The sequence below is a fragment of the Klebsiella sp. V115_8 genome (assembly GCF_029967715.1).
GTDB lineage: Bacteria > Pseudomonadota > Gammaproteobacteria > Enterobacterales > Enterobacteriaceae > Klebsiella > Klebsiella quasipneumoniae.
Genome location: NZ_JASCAR010000038.1, coordinates 13,571 through 28,739, shown reverse-complemented (window position 1 = coordinate 28,739; position 15,169 = coordinate 13,571). Strand labels below are relative to the sequence as shown.

Genomic DNA, 15,169 nt, shown 5'->3' with positions numbered 1-15,169 from the left:
AGGTTAATGGTTCGAAAACCAGTTCAGTTTATCCCGCAGACCGACCACGCGGCCGACAATGATCAGCGCCGGGCTGGCCATCTGCTGCGCCAGAATATCCAGCTGTCCTAAGGTGCCGCTGACCACTTTTTGCGTCACGGCGGTGCCGTTCTCGACGATGGCGGCAGGAATATCTTCCGCCATGCCGTGGGCGATAAGCTTCTCGCGGATCGCCGGCGCCTGGTTCAGACCCATGTAGAACACCAGGGTCTGCTTCTCCACCGCCAGGTTCGCCCAGTCCAGCTCGCCGCCGGTTTTCAGATGGCCGGTGACCAGGCGGACGCCCTGGGCGAAATCGCGATGGGTCAACGGGATCCCCGAGTAGGCAGAGCAGCCGGAGGCGGCGGTGATGCCGGGCACAACCGAGAAGGGGATCCCCGCCTCGCAGAGGGTCTCCAGCTCCTCTCCGCCGCGGCCAAAGATAAAGGGATCGCCGCCTTTCAGCCGGACCACGCGTCTTCCTTTTTGCGCTTCGCGCAGCAGGATCTGGTTGATCTCCTCCTGCGGCACGCAGTGATAGCCTGAGCGCTTGCCGACGAACACCCGGTCGGCATCGCGGCGCACCAGATTCATAATGTCGTCGGAGACCAGCCGGTCATAGACCACCACGTCGGCCTGCTGGATCTGCTGCAGGCCCTTGAGCGTGAGCAGCCCGGCGTCACCAGGGCCGGCGCCAACCAGGACGACCTCGCCGCGATGCTCTAACGGCTCGGTCAGCAGCTGCTCGGTGGTATCCGCCACCGCCTGCCGATCGTCATTGGCCAGCGACTGCGCCAGCCGGTCGTTAACGAACAGCTTCTCCCAGAAGCGGCGGCGTTCGCCTACGGTGGCAAACTGCTGCTTCACGCGCGCGCGCAGATGGCCGGCGTAGCGGGCCAGCTGGCCAAGATGCAGGGGTAAGACTGACTCCAGCTTCTCGCGCAACAGGCGCGCCAGCACCGGGGATGTCCCGCCCGAGGAGACGGCGACCATCAGCGGCGAGCGGTCGATGATGGACGGCATGATAAAGCTGGCCTGGCGCGGGGCATCCACCACGTTACAGAAGATACGCCGCGCTTCGGCCGCGTCGCTGACCTGCTGGTTCACCGTCTCATTATCGGTAGCGGCGATGGCCAGCCAGCAGTTGTCCAGCAGCGAGGGGATAAACTCCCCCTGCACCAGGGTTAGCATCTGTGAATCGGCCCACACATGAAACTGCGGGGTAAAGTCGAGCGCATTGACCGTGACGTTTGCGCCAGCATCCAGCAGCAGACGGGCCTTGCGTTCGGCGACATCCCCGCCGCCAACCAGTAAACAATCACGCTGGCGCAACTGGCAGAATATGGGTAAGTGATCCACAGAATAACCTCATAAAAATAAGGGGTAGAAAATGAGTGGTCGTAGAATAGCAGCAAAGGTAATACAAAACATGCGACATATCCCGCACTCATGCGCTGTCGGTCAGAAGTGTTACTTATATCTCCCCCCGTGGCCGGGGGGAGGATGCGGGACTCACGCCTTAAGCTGAACGTGGCCGTCTTTTACCCGGGCGTCGAAACGGGCGATAGAGTGGCTGGCATCTTCCATACACAGGCCGTCGCTTAGGCGGAAACGTTGTTTTTTCAGCGGGCTGGCAACCCACAGGGCGCCGTCATGCTCGGCGATAATGCCGCGAGACAGTACGCTGGCGTTAAAGAACGGATCAATGTTGCTGATGGCGAACACCCTGTCGTCATGATAGGGACGGAAGATCGCCACCTGCTGCTGACCGAGCAGGGCGCAGACGCCGGTGGCGGGCAGGATGTCGTCAATGTTGCAGATGTTTACCCACTGGCTCATGCTTTTTCCTCCACCAGAGTAACCGGGATGCGCTCATACGGCGTGGCCGGGCGATGCTGGTCACGTTCCGGCACCACCTGAACGTTCGGGTCGCGCTGGTCGCTGTTGATAAAGTGTTTGAAGCGGGTCTGCGCCGCCGGGTTATTGACGGTCTCGGTCCACTCGCAGGCGAAGGCGGCGCGCAGGCGAGCCAGCTCCTCTTCCAGATGGTCGTTCAGACCGAGCTTGTCATCGATGATGACGCTGCGCAGATAGTCGATCCCGCCTTCCATGTTGTCCAGCCACGGCGCGGTGCGGGTCAGCTTATCGGCGGTGCGGATGTAGAACATCATAAAGCGGTCGAGATACTTAATCAGCGTCTCGCGATCGAGGTCCGCGGCCAGCAGATCGGCGTGGCGCGGCTTCATCCCGCCGTTACCGCACACGTACAGGTTCCAGCCTTTCTCGGTGGCGATGATCCCGACGTCTTTGCCCTGGGCTTCCGCACATTCGCGGGTACAGCCGGAGACGCCGAACTTCATTTTGTGCGGCGTACGGATGCCTTTGTAGCGATTTTCCAGTTCGACGCCGAAGCCGACGCTGTCGCCGACCCCGTAGCGGCACCAGGTGCTGCCGACGCAGGTTTTCGCCATACGCAGCGCTTTGGCGTAGGCGTGGCCGGTTTCGAAGCCCGCTTCAATCAGCTGCCGCCAGATCTCCGGCAGGTCGTCTTTCTGCGCGCCAAACAGGCCGATGCGCTGGGAACCGGTGATTTTGGTGTACAGATTGAATTCACGAGCGATACGGCCCACGGCGACCAGCCCTTCCGGCGTGATTTCGCCGCCCGCGGAGCGCGGAATGACCGAGTAGGTGCCATCTTTCTGGATATTGGCGAGGAAGTTGTCGTTGCTGTCCTGCAGCGGCGTGTGCTGAGGCTTGAGGACGTACTCATTCCAGCAGGAGGCCAGCAGGGAGCCGACGGTCGGTTTACACACTTCACAGCCGTAGCCCTGGCCGTGTTTGGCCAGCAGTTCGTCGAAGGTTTTGATGCCTTCCACGCGGATCAGGTGGAACAGCTCCTGGCGGGAGTAAGCGAAATGTTCGCACAGGTTGTTGTTGACCTCGATACCCTGTTTCGCCAGCTCGGCGTTGAGCACCTGGGTGACCAACGGGATACAGCCGCCGCAGCCGGTACCGGCCTTGGTTTCCGCTTTCAGCGCCGCGACGGTATGGCAGCCTTTATTGATGGCGGCGATCAGGTCGCCTTTGCTGACGTCGAAGCAGGAGCAGATTTGCGCGCTGTCCGGCAGTTTATCGACGCCGATCGACGGCTTGCCGCTGCTGGCGTGGGCCGGGAGGATCAGCGAATCCGGATTCTCCGGCAACTCGATGGCGTTCAGCACCAGTTGCAGCAGGTTGCCGTAGTCGCTGGTGTCGCCGACCAACACCGCGCCGAGTAGGGTTTTGTTGTCGGCGCTGACGATCAGACGCTTATAAACTTCTTTGCTTTCGTCGAGATAGACGTAGCTACGGGCGCCCGGCGTGCGGCCGTGGGCATCGCCGATACCGCCCACGTCTACACCCAGCAGCTTCAGCTTGGCGCTGAGGTCGGCGCCGGTGAAGCTGTTTTCACTGCCGAGGAGGTGGTCAACGGCCACCTGGGCCATTTTATAACCCGGCGCGACGAGGCCATACACGCGGTTGTTCCAGCTGGCGCATTCGCCGATGGCATAGATATCCGGGTCGGAGGTCTGGCAGCTATCGTTGACCATGATGCCGCCGCGCTGGGCAACCGCCAGTCCGCACTGGGTGGCCAGTTTATCGCGCGGGCGGATCCCGGTAGAGAAGACGATGAAATCGACCTGCAGCTCGCTACCGTCGGCGAAGTGCATGGTTTTGCGCGCCTCGGTGCCCTGCTGAACGATCTCTTTGGTGTTTTTGCTGGTGTGAACTTTCACGCCCATGCTTTCAATTTTGCGCCGCAGCTGCTCGCCGCCCATCTGGTCGAGCTGCTCGGCCATCAGCATCGGCGCGAATTCGATAACATGGGTTTCGACACCGAGGTTTTTCAGGGCGCCTGCGGCTTCCAGGCCGAGCAGGCCACCACCGACCACCGCGCCGCGTTTGCTGCGACGGGCGCAGGATTCAATGGCGTTAAGATCTTCAATGGTGCGATAGACGAAGCAATCCTGAGTTTCCGCGCCTTTAATCGGCGGGATCCAGGGGTAGGAGCCGGTCGCCATAATCAGCTTGTCGTAGAACACCGTGCGCCCGGCGCTGGAGTGGATCACTTTCTCCTGGCGGTTGATGGTGATGGCCCGTTCGCCGACCAGCACCTTGACGCCGTGTTTCTCATAGAAACCTTCGCGGACCAGCGACAGCTCTTCTGCGGTATGGTGGGAGAAATAAGACGACAGGTGGACACGGTCGTAGGCGATACGCGGTTCTTCACAGAACACGGTAATGTCGAACTGTCCGGTAGGCGCCTTATCGAGAAGCTCTTCGATAAAGCGATGGCCAACCATGCCGTTACCGATAATAGCGATTCTGACTTTGCTCATTTTTGCCTCGATTTCTTTTCTATTACCGCCTACCTTAACGATTCAGCCATCAGGCTTATTGATGCAAATCAATGACAACTTCACCTACCACTTAATAGGTATATAATTGATTTGTCTGTAATTTTCTAAGTTGTGGAAAACGCTGGCTTTTCCTTTTTGCCGATTTTGTGTACAAGAATTGGGTAGGTCGCGATTGGGGTTGAGTAGAAAACAAGCCGTATTGAATAGAGAGGGTGATATGACAGCAGCGCCGCTTTGGTTGATTCAGAACGTACGCCTGGCAGACCGCGACGGCCTGTGGCAGATAGCGATAGATAAGGGCCGCTTTGGCGAGATCACACCGATGGGGGAGGCGCGGGACGAAAGCTACGAGGTGTTGAACGCTCGCGGCGGTCTGGCGATCCCGCCTTTTATTGAGCCGCATATCCATCTGGATACCACCCAGACGGCCGGTGAGCCGAACTGGAACCAGTCCGGCACCCTGTTCGAGGGGATTGAGCGCTGGGCGGAGCGGAAAGCGCTGCTCAGCCATGAGGACGTTAAAGCCCGGGCGTGGAAAACCCTCAAGTGGCAGATCGCCAACGGCGTGCAGTTTGTCCGTACCCATGTCGATGTCTCCGATCCAACGTTGACGGCGCTGAAGGCGATGCTGGAGGTCAAAAAGGAGGTGGCGCCATGGGTCGAGCTGCAGATTGTCGCTTTTCCGCAGGAGGGGATCCTCTCTTACCCCAACGGCGAGGCGCTGCTGGAAGAGGCCCTGAAGCTGGGGGCGGATGTCGTCGGGGCGATCCCGCACTTTGAGTTCACCCGTGAATATGGGGTGGAATCGCTGCATATCGCCTTTCGACTGGCGCAGAAATATGACCGCCCGCTGGATATTCACTGCGATGAAATTGACGATGAACAGTCGCGCTTTGTTGAAACCGTTGCCGCGCTGGCGCTGAAGACGGGGATAGGGCCGCGGGTGACGGCCAGCCATACCACCGCCATGCACTCCTATAATGGCGCCTATACCTCGCGCCTGTTCCGCCTGCTAAAGCTCTCCGGCATCAACTTTGTCGCCAATCCGCTGGTCAATATTCATCTGCAGGGCCGGTTTGACGACTACCCGAAGCGACGGGGCATTACCCGGGTGAAGGAGCTGATGGCGGCGGGGATCAACGTTTGTTTTGGTCATGATGATGTCTTTGACCCGTGGTACCCGCTGGGGACCGGTAATATGCTGCAGGTCCTGCATATGGGGCTGCACGTTTGCCAGCTGATGGGCTACCAGCAGATTAACGACGGCCTGCAGCTTATCACTGACAACAGCGCCCGCACGTTTGGCCTGACCGATTACGGCATCGTCAGCGGCAACCCGGCTAACCTGATCATCCTCCCGGCGGAGAATGGCTTTGAGGCGGTACGCTGCCAGGTGCCGGTGCGCTGGTCAATTCGCCAGGGAAGGGTGATCGCGATTACCCAGCTGGCGCAAACCTGGATCCAGACCGACCGCGGTGGCGAGGCGCTCTCTTTTATGAGGAACAGCCCCCTTGCGGACGCAAAGGGGCCGAAGGCTTAGTGAGACGCCGCCTGCGCGTTGTTCTGGCGGTGACGGGAGACGAAGCCGAGGATAAAGCACATCACGAACACCACGGCGTAGAGGCCGTTAGCGGTGTGCAGCGCTGCCAGCGGACCGCTGGCAGCCACAATCGGGCCGGTGACCACGAAAGTCAGCATGGTGCCGATGGTGCCGCAGGTGAGGATAAAGTTCACCAGCTTTGGTGAAGCGACTTTAGTTTGCTGCGAACCGAGCGTAATGATCGAGGTGTAGATGGCGCTGGAGAAGAAGCCCAGGGTCAGAATAAACCACGGCATATGCTCCGGCGAACCATTTATAAACAGGTACATCAGCACCGTCGCGAGGCCGGCGAGGACGGTTAAAATGCGCTGCAGGTCGAAGAAGCGCAGGATAAAGCTGAATGACCACATGCCGATCATGTAGGACATCCAGAAATCGCTCACCAGTTTACCGGCATCGCCGAGGCTCATGCCCAGGCTCTTGGCATATTCCGGTACCCAGGAGATAAAGCCCAGCTGACCGAGGATGTAGCACAGCGCCGCGACGGAGAGGAACAGCACGCCGATGCCCCACTTCTCTTTCACCACCGGCTGGCTGTTTTCGCTCTGCGCTTTTTTGCCGAGCACCGGGAAGTCACAGCCGAATGTCAGGACGAAAATAGCGACATACACCAGACCGATACAGGCGTAGACCCAGTACCACTCGATGCTGCGCGCCAGCAGGACCGCGGCGACCATCGGAAAAATCATTCCCGCCATGCTAAAGAAGGAGTCGGTAAACAGCAGACGCGCCCCGCGCTGACGGCCTTCATACATATGGGTGATCAGGAAGGTCCCGATCGACATGGTGATCCCGCTGACCAGGCCGAGAACGAACATCGACGCGGAGAACAGCGCCAGGCTGTGGCTGAGCATCAGGCCGGCCACCGCCAGCACCATTAAAATAAAGCCAAAACGCAGCTGAGTTTTCAGCGGCACGATCTCCATCAGCCAGGCATTGAGGAAAATGGAGATCAGAATACCGGCGTTCAGAAAGGTAAAGGTGTTGCTCATACTGGAAACTGGCAGATGGAAATAATCCGCAATGTTACCCATCACCATCCCGGTGACGATCACCAACGCGCCGGTCAGGGCGTAGGAGAAGAAGCTGATCCATGTGAGCTTAATACGGTTGCTGTTAGTCATGACTGGCCTGTGAATAGAAAGGTAAAGCGCGTTGACGCTGCGCCGGGCGGACAGATTTTAGTCGTTCAGGTGATGTAATTAAATGTTTATTGTGAAATACGTTATCTTTTGCATGTTTTAATGTGACTTGCATCACGATTTTTTCGACGCAAGGGAGAACGTTTGCGCGGTTACAATTATTACAGCTAAGTAAAATTTGGTAAAAGGCTGGCCCAGGATGCAAAGGCTCTTTAGAATCAAGGCACTCGCTTTTATTCTGCTCCGTTAAGGAATTTCCATGCTCAAATCAACACTGGCGGCGATGGCTGCCGTTTTCGCCATTTCAGCTTTCTCCCCGGCCATGGCGGCAAAGGGCGATCCGCATGTGCTGCTGACCACCTCGGCAGGTAACATTGAGCTTGAGTTAAACAGCCAGAAAGCCCCGATTTCCGTGGATAACTTCCTGAAGTACGTTAACAGCGGCTTCTACAACAACACCACCTTCCACCGCGTGATCCCGGGATTCATGGTGCAGGGCGGCGGCTTTAACGAGCAGATGCAGCAGAAACAGCCTAACCCGCCGATCAAGAATGAAGCAGACAACGGCCTGCGCAACACCCGCGGCACCATCGCGATGGCGCGTACCGCCGATCAGGATAGCGCCACCAGCCAGTTCTTCATCAACGTGGCGGATAACGCCTTCCTCGACCATGGCCAGCGCGACTTTGGCTATGCGGTGTTTGGCAAGGTAGTCAAAGGCATGGACGTTGCGGATAAGATCTCCCAGGTCCAGACTCATAACGTCGGCCCATACCAGAATGTGCCGACTAAACCGGTTGTTATCCTCTCTGCGAAAGTGCTGCCCTAATCCTCCCGCGGCGCGGTGGTTTATCGCCGCGCCCGGTTGCCTCCCGGCATAACCTGTAATTGCTGCTTATACTTGTGGCACACAGGGGACGATAAGGGGGGCGACGATGCGTCCACTCACCGATAAGCAAAAATCCCGGCTCTGGGAACAGACACGTAATAGCAATTTTCAGGCCAGCCGTCGCCTCGAAGGCGTATCGGTGCCGCTGGTTACGCTGACTGCCGAGGAGGCGCAGGCTCGCCTCGCGACGCTGCGGAGGGAGTATGAGCGATAAATTTGGCGATGAACGCGATCCTTACCTCTATCCGGCGCTGAACGTCCTGCGCAACCGCCTCGGCATCCGCCAGGCTAAAACGCTGCAGCAGGCTGCCCTGGAGATGACGTCCCTGCGGGCGGCCACCCTGCCGCTGGGCCCGCGGGTGCGCGGCTTACCCTATCTGTGCGCTATTCATCATCAGCTGTATCAGGATCTGTTTGACTGGGCGGGTAGGCTGCGTGAAGTGAACCTCTACCTGGGCGATACGCCGTTCTGCCACTTTGCCCGCATCGAAGAGGAGGGGAATGCCCTGATGCAGGCTCTGGAGCAGGAGGATTATCTCTGCGATCTGCCGCGGGATACCTTTATCGAACGCCTGAGCTGGTTCTATGGTGAAATTAATGTGCTGCACCCTTTTCGTCTCGGCAATGGCCTGACCCAGCGCATTTTCTTTGAACAGCTGGCGATACATGCCGGCTACCTTCTTGACTGGCGTGACGTCGATCCTGCCGCCTGGAGCACCGCCTGTCAGCAGGGCGCGATGGGCGATCCGGACCCGCTGGCGGCGATCTTTCGCAAAGTGGTAAGCGAAGCGCGGGAATCTGAGTAGAATAGCCCGGTTTGATTGTTCCGGAGCCGCTATGATCCTGCTTATCGATAACTATGACTCTTTCACCTGGAATCTGTATCAGTACTTTTGCGAACTGGGGGCGGAAGTGCTGGTCAGGCGCAACGATGCGTTGACGCTGGAGGAGATAGCGTCGCTGGCGCCGGAGAAGATAGTGATTTCGCCTGGTCCCTGTACGCCGGATGAAGCGGGGATTTCCCTCGCGGTAATCCGTCACTATGCAGGGAAAACGCCGCTGCTGGGCGTCTGCCTCGGGCATCAGGCGATAGCCCAGGCGTTTGGCGCGACCATTGTGCGGGCGGCGCAGGTGATGCATGGAAAAACCTCGCTTATCGAGCATAACGGCGAAGGGGTGTTTCTGGGGCTGAATAATCCTTTGACGGTGACCCGCTATCATTCGCTGGTGATTGACCCGCCGACGCTGCCGCCTGAGTTTATCGTCACCGCCCGCAGCGCCAGCGGTGAGATTATGGGGATCCGTCATCGCGACTGGGATCTCGAGGGCGTGCAGTTCCATCCGGAAAGCATCCTCAGCGAACAGGGCCATCAATTGCTGGCGAACTTTATTAAGCGGTGATTTCGGTTGCCATTGACTGATTTTTTATGCATATTTTGTGATTAGATTATCATAATCGCATCTGCATAACGAAGAGGGATGGGCAAGACATGGCAACTGAACAACCGGCAATCACCCGCGCCACATTCGATGAAGTTATTTTGCCAATTTATGCACCGGCAGAATTCATCCCGGTAAAGGGAAAAGGCAGCCGCGTCTGGGATCAGCAGGGCAAAGAGTATGTTGATTTCGCCGGCGGTATCGCGGTGACGGCGCTCGGCCATTGCCACCCGGCGCTGGTGGCGGCGCTCCACGAGCAGGGCGAAACGCTGTGGCATACCAGCAACGTCTTTACCAATGAGCCAGCGCTGCGCCTGGGACGTAAACTTGTCGATGCCACCTTCGCCGAGCGAGTGGTGTTTATGAACTCCGGTACCGAAGCCAATGAAACGGCCTTTAAGCTGGCGCGTCACTATGCGGTGACCCGCCATAGCCCGTACAAAACCAAAATCATCGCTTTCCATAATGCCTTTCATGGTCGCTCCCTGTTTACCGTCTCCGTCGGCGGGCAGCCGAAGTACTCCGATGGTTTCGGCCCGAAACCGGCGGATATTGTCCATGTTCCCTTCAACGACCTGCAGGCGGTAAAAGCGGTGATGGATGACCACACCTGCGCGGTGGTGGTGGAGCCGATTCAGGGCGAAGGCGGCGTGACGGCAGCGACGCCGGCGTTCCTGCAGGGGCTGCGCGAACTGTGCGATCAACACCAGGCGCTGTTAGTCTTTGATGAAGTGCAGTGCGGAATGGGGCGTACCGGATCGCTGTTTGCCTATATGCACTATGGCGTAATCCCGGATATTCTCACCAGCGCCAAAGCGCTGGGCGGCGGTTTCCCGGTCAGCGCCATGTTGACCACCCACGAGATCGCCAGCGCCTTCCATGCGGGTTCCCATGGCTCAACCTACGGCGGCAACCCGCTGGCCTGCGCGGTCGCCAACGCCGCTTTCGATCTGATCAATACCCCGGCGGTGCTGGATGGCGTGAACGCCAAACGCGAACTGTTCGTCAAACACCTGCAGCAGCTGGATGCCGAGTTTGATCTGTTCAGTGATATTCGCGGGATGGGCCTGCTGATTGGCGCCGAACTCAAGCCGCAGCACAAGGGCCGCGCGCGTGATTTCCTCTATGCCGCTGCGGAAGCCGGCGTCATGGTGCTTAACGCCGGGCCGGACGTGATGCGTTTTGTTCCCTCGCTGATCATCGAAGAGCAGGATATTGCCGAGGGGATGGCGCGCTTTGCCCAGGCCGTGGCAAAGGTGATTAACGGCTGATCTTCCGCAGCCAGATGCCGTGATGCGGCCGCTGACGCCATGCCACTGACGAAATGGTGTGCATGGTGTTCAGATGGCCCAGAATGCGTTGCAGATGCTGCTCCAGGGTGCTTAACGGACCGATCGGCACCTCGCTTTCCGGTGACTCCATAATATTGACATCCCCTGCGCTGCCGGGGCCATCGCTGTCCAGCCGCTGCTGACAGCGCTGCAGGGCAATCTCACAGGATTCGAGATAGCGCTGGGCAAGATCCGGGGTGAGCATCGTATGCTCCCGGGCCAAAGTGGTCATGGCGTTGATGTGTTCGACGATAAACTGGCTGTGCGTCACCCATAGCTTCATATCTTCCAGGTAGTGGGTATTAAACCCGGGCTCCTGCATCGCCTGATTCAGGGAGTTGTAGAGCGCGTTGTGCGCCTGATTGACGCGCATGCGTTGGTAGGCCAGCGCGGGCGCTTTGGGGTCGGGACTGAGGATCAGGCGAATCGCCTGCTGGTCGGCCTCCAGCGCATCGTGGGCGTTTTTTTTCAGCAGGCCGCTCTGCCACTGCGGCCACAGCCAGACCATCCCGCCGAAGGCGATCAGGCAGCCGATCAGCGTGTCGATCAGCCGGGCGATAATAAACTGTTCGCCGTTAAGCGTCAGCAGCTGCAGGGTATATACCGCCGTCACCGTAAACCCCACCATCGCCCAGCCATAGTGTTTGCGGATGATCAGATAGCTGAGCAGGGTGATCAGCAGCATCCCGCTCAGGGTATAGCTCTCCGGAACGTGAAAGTGCAAGGTCAGCCCGGCGATGATCAGGCCGGCGAGCGTCCCCGCCGCCCGGTGGACAATACGTACCCGTGTGGCGCCATAGCCGTTCTGTGTCACGAAGAGGACGGTCATCAGGATCCAGTAGGGCTTCGGCAAATGCAGGGCGTTGCCCATCAGGCTGGCGATGCTCAGCATCACGCTGATGCGGGCGGCGTTGCGCAGCGCGGGCGACTTCAGCGACAGATAGTTCTTTAGCGCGGGAAACAACGGTAAACGACGCTCTTTGTCAGCCATCAGATCCCGGGCATACAGCGGGCGCTGGGTATGCAGCACCCGGGCGATGCGGCTGAAGTGCCAGGCGCAGAAGTGGCCGACCGGGTTATCCGGATGCTGGCGGGCGATTTTTTCCAGGGCGCCGATCTGTTTATCCATCTGGAAACGCTGCGGAAAACGATGATAGAGCATGTCATCCGCCAGCACCCGCAGACGGGCGGCGACGGTCTGCGCGTTCCAGCGGATCACCGCTTCGGCATGGCTGCGCTCAACCAGCTTTTGCACCTCTTCCGGCTGATGCAGGCTGACCGAAATATGCTCCTGTAGATCCAGCCCCATCTGGAACGCCCGCAGAAGACGTTTGTGGTCGTTACGTTGGTTGGCGGCCAGCATATGCATCTGCTGATAGCACTGGGTGATTAAATCGACCACCTTCTGCTGGCGGATGAGCAGCGGCGGCAGGGCGGTCGAGGGATCGGTATGCTGGGTCAACAGGCTATATTTGGCTTCGCAATAATTGGCCAGTTCCCGGTAGAGCAGACTGAGCGACTCCCGCAGCGGCTGTTCGCGCCACAGCCAGAACCAGAACCAGTTAAACACGCCGTACCATAGCGTGCCGAAGGCGTAGATCAGCAGCGGCTCCCAGACGGGCATATTGCCCGCCAGGCTCAGGGTAAAGATGGCGGCGATCAGCGACGCGGGCAGCAGGCGCGCGTGCAGCGAACTGATTTCCGCGGTGACGCCGAGCAATAGCGCCAGGCCGCTGAGAATAAGCGGCAAAGGTATGGTCTGGGCGAGCAGCAGCTGCACCACCAGGCTGCATCCGGCAAACAGACAGCCGCCGATAATCAGACGCTTAAAAAAGCGCTTATGCGGAGTGTCGAGACCGGCGATGTTGCAGCAGGCGGGAACTAAGGAAAACAGGAGTCCCTGCTGGAGATGGCCGAGCAGAAGACCGATGGCCACAGGCAGACACAGCACCAGCGTTTGCCGCAGTGCATAGTTGACTTCCGGGTGGTAAATCAGCCTGCGCCACATGAGGGAAAAACAAAAACGGCGTACTGCAGGAGCAATACGCCGCTTAGCAACTTAACGGGTGCCGTAGACGACGATAGTTTTACCGTGGGCGGAAATCAGGTTCTGATCTTCCAGCATTTTCAAAATACGGCCAACGGTTTCACGAGAGCAGCCGACGATCTGACCAATTTCCTGACGGGTAATTTTAATTTGCATACCGTCCGGGTGGGTCATGGCATCGGGTTGCTTCGCCAGGTTCAGCAGCGTCTGGGCGATACGGCCCGTCACGTCGAGGAAGGCGAGGTTGCCCACTTTCTCAGACGTCACCTGCAGACGGCGAGCCATTTGCGAAGAGAGACGCATCAGAATGTCCGGGTTCACCTGGATCAGCTGACGGAATTTCTTATAAGAGATCTCGGCCACTTCACATGCGGTTTTCGCCCGTACCCAGGCGCTACGCTCCTGACCCTCTTCAAACAGGCCTAATTCACCGATGAAATCGCCCTGGTTGAGGTAGGAGAGGATCATCTCTTTACCTTCTTCATCCTTGATGAGTACAGCCACGGAGCCTTTAACGATGTAGTACAGCGTTTCTGCTTTCTCACCCTGGTGGATCAGCGTGCTCTTTGATGGGTACTTATGAATGTGGCAATGAGACAAGAACCATTCAAGGGTAGGGTCTGTTTGCGGTTTGCCAAGCACCATGCGCGGTTATCCTCTGTTATAAGCTATCTCCGGGCGCCGACACTACACGGCGTCCGGGCATGCAATCGTATTGTTTCCCTATACCTGGGAAGCTGGCTGATGATTTTTCGACAGCCTGTAATGTGAACTCCTCTGCATACATGCAGTACATCAATGTATTACTGTAGCATCCAGACTGTTTTAGCATAGCTTTCGCCGCATGTCTCCTGGTGTCTCGCTTCAGCATGACGCAGGTCGCCTTCCGTTGCGAGAATTGTTATGTGCGCGTAATCTGACAGGAATATTGCGATACTGGAGTTAAATTTTATGCAAGCGCGTGTGAAATGGGTTGAAGGGTTAACCTTTATCGGGGAGTCCGCGTCAGGACACCAGATTCTGATGGATGGCAACTCCGGAGATAAGGCGCCCAGCCCGATGGAGATGGTGCTGATGGCGGCGGGCGGTTGCAGTGCGATCGATGTGGTCTCTATTTTGCAAAAAGGTCGTCACGACGTGACCAACTGCGAAGTGAAGCTGACCTCTGAGCGTCGGGAAGAGGCGCCGCGCCTGTTCACGCATATTAATCTGCACTTTATCGTCACCGGTAAGGCGCTGAAAGATGCCGCAGTCTCCCGTGCGGTGGATCTGTCGGCAGAGAAATACTGCTCGGTGGCGCTGATGCTGGAAAAAGCGGTGAAGATCACCCACTCCTATGAAGTGATCGAGGCGTAGTCTTCGCCTGCTGATGTGAATGATCTCAACCCCGGCCTGGCCGGGGTTTTTTCTGTTAGCCGATCTTTCGGCCTTCCATCAGACGCTCGACCAGCGGCGCCATAATAAGCTCCATCGCCAGCCCCATTTTACCGCCCGGCACCACCAGGGTGTTCATGTGCGAAATAAACGAGCCCTGTAGCATCGCCAGCAGCCAGGGGAAGTCGATGTTCTGCAGATTGCGGAAATGGATCACCACAAAGCTCTCGTCCAGAGAGGGGATCGCTTTCGCGGCAAACGGGTTGGAGGTGTCCACCGTCGGCACGCGCTGGAAGTTGATGTGGGTGCGGGAAAACTGCGGGGTGATGAAGTTAATGTAATCTTCCATCGATCGGACGACGGAGTCCATCACCGCCTCCCGGGAGTGGCCGCGTTCGCTGGTGTCGCGAATGAGTTTCTGGATCCACTCCAGGTTAACGATAGGCACGACCCCGACCAGCAGGTCGACATGGCTGGCGACATCATGCTGCGGCGTGACAACCCCGCCATGCAGCCCCTCATAGAACAGCACGTCCGTCGGCTCCGGCAGCGGCTGCCATGGGGTGAAGGTTCCCGGCACCTGATTCCACGGCACGGCTTCGTCATAGGTGTGCAGGTATTTACGCGACTGGCCTTTGCCATGGCGGCCATAGTCGACAAAGGTCTGCTCCAGCAGGCCGAAGTCGTTCGCCTCCGGGCCAAAGTAGCTGATATGTTTGCCCTGATCCCGCGCTTTGCGGATCGCCATGTCCATTTCCGGGCGGGTGTAGCGATGAAAGCTGTCGCCTTCCACCTCCGCGGCGTGCAGATTTAGCTGCGCGAAGATTTTGCGAAAGGCGAGGCTGGTGGTGGTAGTGCCCGCGCCGCTGGAGCCCGTGACGGCGATCACCGGATGTTTGGCAGACATAACAACTCCCTGGTTAAACGA

At 58.3% G+C, this 15,169-nt stretch carries 14 protein-coding genes; 7 read left to right on the top strand and 7 right to left on the bottom strand.

The window, feature by feature from the left end; translation table 11 throughout:
• Nucleotides 1–3: 3 nt before the first annotated feature.
• The 3 genes from cysG to nirB all read right to left on the bottom strand — a co-directional run bounded on the left by cysG (nucleotide 4) and on the right by nirB (nucleotide 4,397).
• Nucleotides 4–1,377, bottom strand: coding sequence for a siroheme synthase CysG (gene cysG / locus QLG03_RS17455; RefSeq protein ID WP_255989211.1), 1,374 nt, complete (start codon nucleotides 1,375–1,377; stop codon nucleotides 4–6).
• A gap of 153 nt (nucleotides 1,378–1,530) precedes the next feature.
• Nucleotides 1,531–1,857 (bottom strand): nitrite reductase small subunit NirD, encoded by a 327-nt coding sequence (gene nirD / locus QLG03_RS17450; RefSeq protein ID WP_023291187.1) that lies wholly within the window; start codon nucleotides 1,855–1,857, stop codon nucleotides 1,531–1,533.
• Entirely contained in the window at nucleotides 1,854–4,397 is a 2,544-nt protein-coding gene (nirB, locus tag QLG03_RS17445) for a nitrite reductase large subunit NirB (RefSeq protein WP_255989209.1), read from the bottom strand. Before nirB ends, nirD begins: the two co-directional genes overlap by 4 nt.
• 238 nt (nucleotides 4,398–4,635) lie before the next feature.
• Between nirB and QLG03_RS17440 the strand changes: the two genes are divergently transcribed.
• Nucleotides 4,636–5,958 carry a cytosine deaminase gene (locus QLG03_RS17440; RefSeq protein ID WP_023291185.1) on the top strand — a complete coding sequence of 441 codons (1,323 nt, stop codon included), beginning with the start codon at nucleotides 4,636–4,638 and terminating at the stop codon, nucleotides 5,956–5,958.
• Here the strand turns inward: QLG03_RS17440 and tsgA are convergent.
• Nucleotides 5,955–7,142 carry an MFS transporter TsgA gene (gene tsgA / locus QLG03_RS17435; RefSeq protein WP_004202192.1) on the bottom strand — a complete coding sequence of 396 codons (1,188 nt, stop codon included), beginning with the start codon at nucleotides 7,140–7,142 and terminating at the stop codon, nucleotides 5,955–5,957. The two genes, QLG03_RS17440 and tsgA, sit on opposite strands and share 4 nt — an antisense overlap.
• A gap of 277 nt (nucleotides 7,143–7,419) precedes the next feature.
• On the opposite strand from tsgA, the gene ppiA reads away from it, so the two are divergent.
• From ppiA to QLG03_RS17410, 5 genes are all read left to right on the top strand, one after another.
• Complete coding sequence (gene ppiA, locus QLG03_RS17430) at nucleotides 7,420–7,989, top strand: peptidylprolyl isomerase A (protein WP_002920238.1); 570 nt, start codon at nucleotides 7,420–7,422, stop codon at nucleotides 7,987–7,989.
• Nucleotides 7,990–8,095: 106 nt separating this feature from the next.
• Nucleotides 8,096–8,263: a YhfG family protein gene (locus QLG03_RS17425; protein ID WP_004202194.1), complete on the top strand. Its 168-nt coding sequence runs from the start codon at nucleotides 8,096–8,098 to the stop codon at nucleotides 8,261–8,263.
• A complete protein-coding gene (locus tag QLG03_RS17420) occupies nucleotides 8,253–8,855 on the top strand; it encodes a putative adenosine monophosphate-protein transferase Fic (RefSeq protein ID WP_023291184.1) in 603 nt (200 codons plus the stop codon). The genes QLG03_RS17425 and QLG03_RS17420 overlap by 11 nt, the downstream gene beginning before the upstream one ends.
• A gap of 31 nt (nucleotides 8,856–8,886) precedes the next feature.
• Nucleotides 8,887–9,450 carry an aminodeoxychorismate synthase component 2 gene (gene pabA, locus QLG03_RS17415; protein WP_023291183.1) on the top strand — a complete coding sequence of 188 codons (564 nt, stop codon included), beginning with the start codon at nucleotides 8,887–8,889 and terminating at the stop codon, nucleotides 9,448–9,450.
• An 89-nt stretch (nucleotides 9,451–9,539) separates the two neighbouring features.
• Nucleotides 9,540–10,760 carry an aspartate aminotransferase family protein gene (locus QLG03_RS17410; protein WP_023291182.1) on the top strand — a complete coding sequence of 407 codons (1,221 nt, stop codon included), beginning with the start codon at nucleotides 9,540–9,542 and terminating at the stop codon, nucleotides 10,758–10,760.
• Here QLG03_RS17410 and QLG03_RS17405 read toward each other — a convergent pair.
• Both QLG03_RS17405 and crp read right to left on the bottom strand, forming a co-directional pair.
• Complete coding sequence (locus tag QLG03_RS17405) at nucleotides 10,750–12,828, bottom strand: YccS/YhfK family putative transporter (protein WP_023291181.1); 2,079 nt, start codon at nucleotides 12,826–12,828, stop codon at nucleotides 10,750–10,752. The two genes, QLG03_RS17410 and QLG03_RS17405, sit on opposite strands and share 11 nt — an antisense overlap.
• 51 nt (nucleotides 12,829–12,879) lie before the next feature.
• Nucleotides 12,880–13,512: a cAMP-activated global transcriptional regulator CRP gene (gene crp, locus QLG03_RS17400; protein ID WP_000242758.1), complete on the bottom strand. Its 633-nt coding sequence runs from the start codon at nucleotides 13,510–13,512 to the stop codon at nucleotides 12,880–12,882.
• A gap of 306 nt (nucleotides 13,513–13,818) precedes the next feature.
• Here crp and QLG03_RS17395 point away from each other — a divergent pair, with 306 nt between their 5' ends.
• Complete coding sequence (locus tag QLG03_RS17395) at nucleotides 13,819–14,223, top strand: OsmC family protein (RefSeq protein WP_023291180.1); 405 nt, start codon at nucleotides 13,819–13,821, stop codon at nucleotides 14,221–14,223.
• 55 nt (nucleotides 14,224–14,278) lie between these two features.
• On the opposite strand, the gene QLG03_RS17390 is transcribed toward QLG03_RS17395, so the two are convergent.
• Nucleotides 14,279–15,148, bottom strand: a complete 870-nt coding sequence (locus tag QLG03_RS17390; protein WP_004202201.1) for a phosphoribulokinase — start codon at nucleotides 15,146–15,148, stop codon at nucleotides 14,279–14,281.
• Between the last annotated feature and the right edge of the window lie 21 nt (nucleotides 15,149–15,169).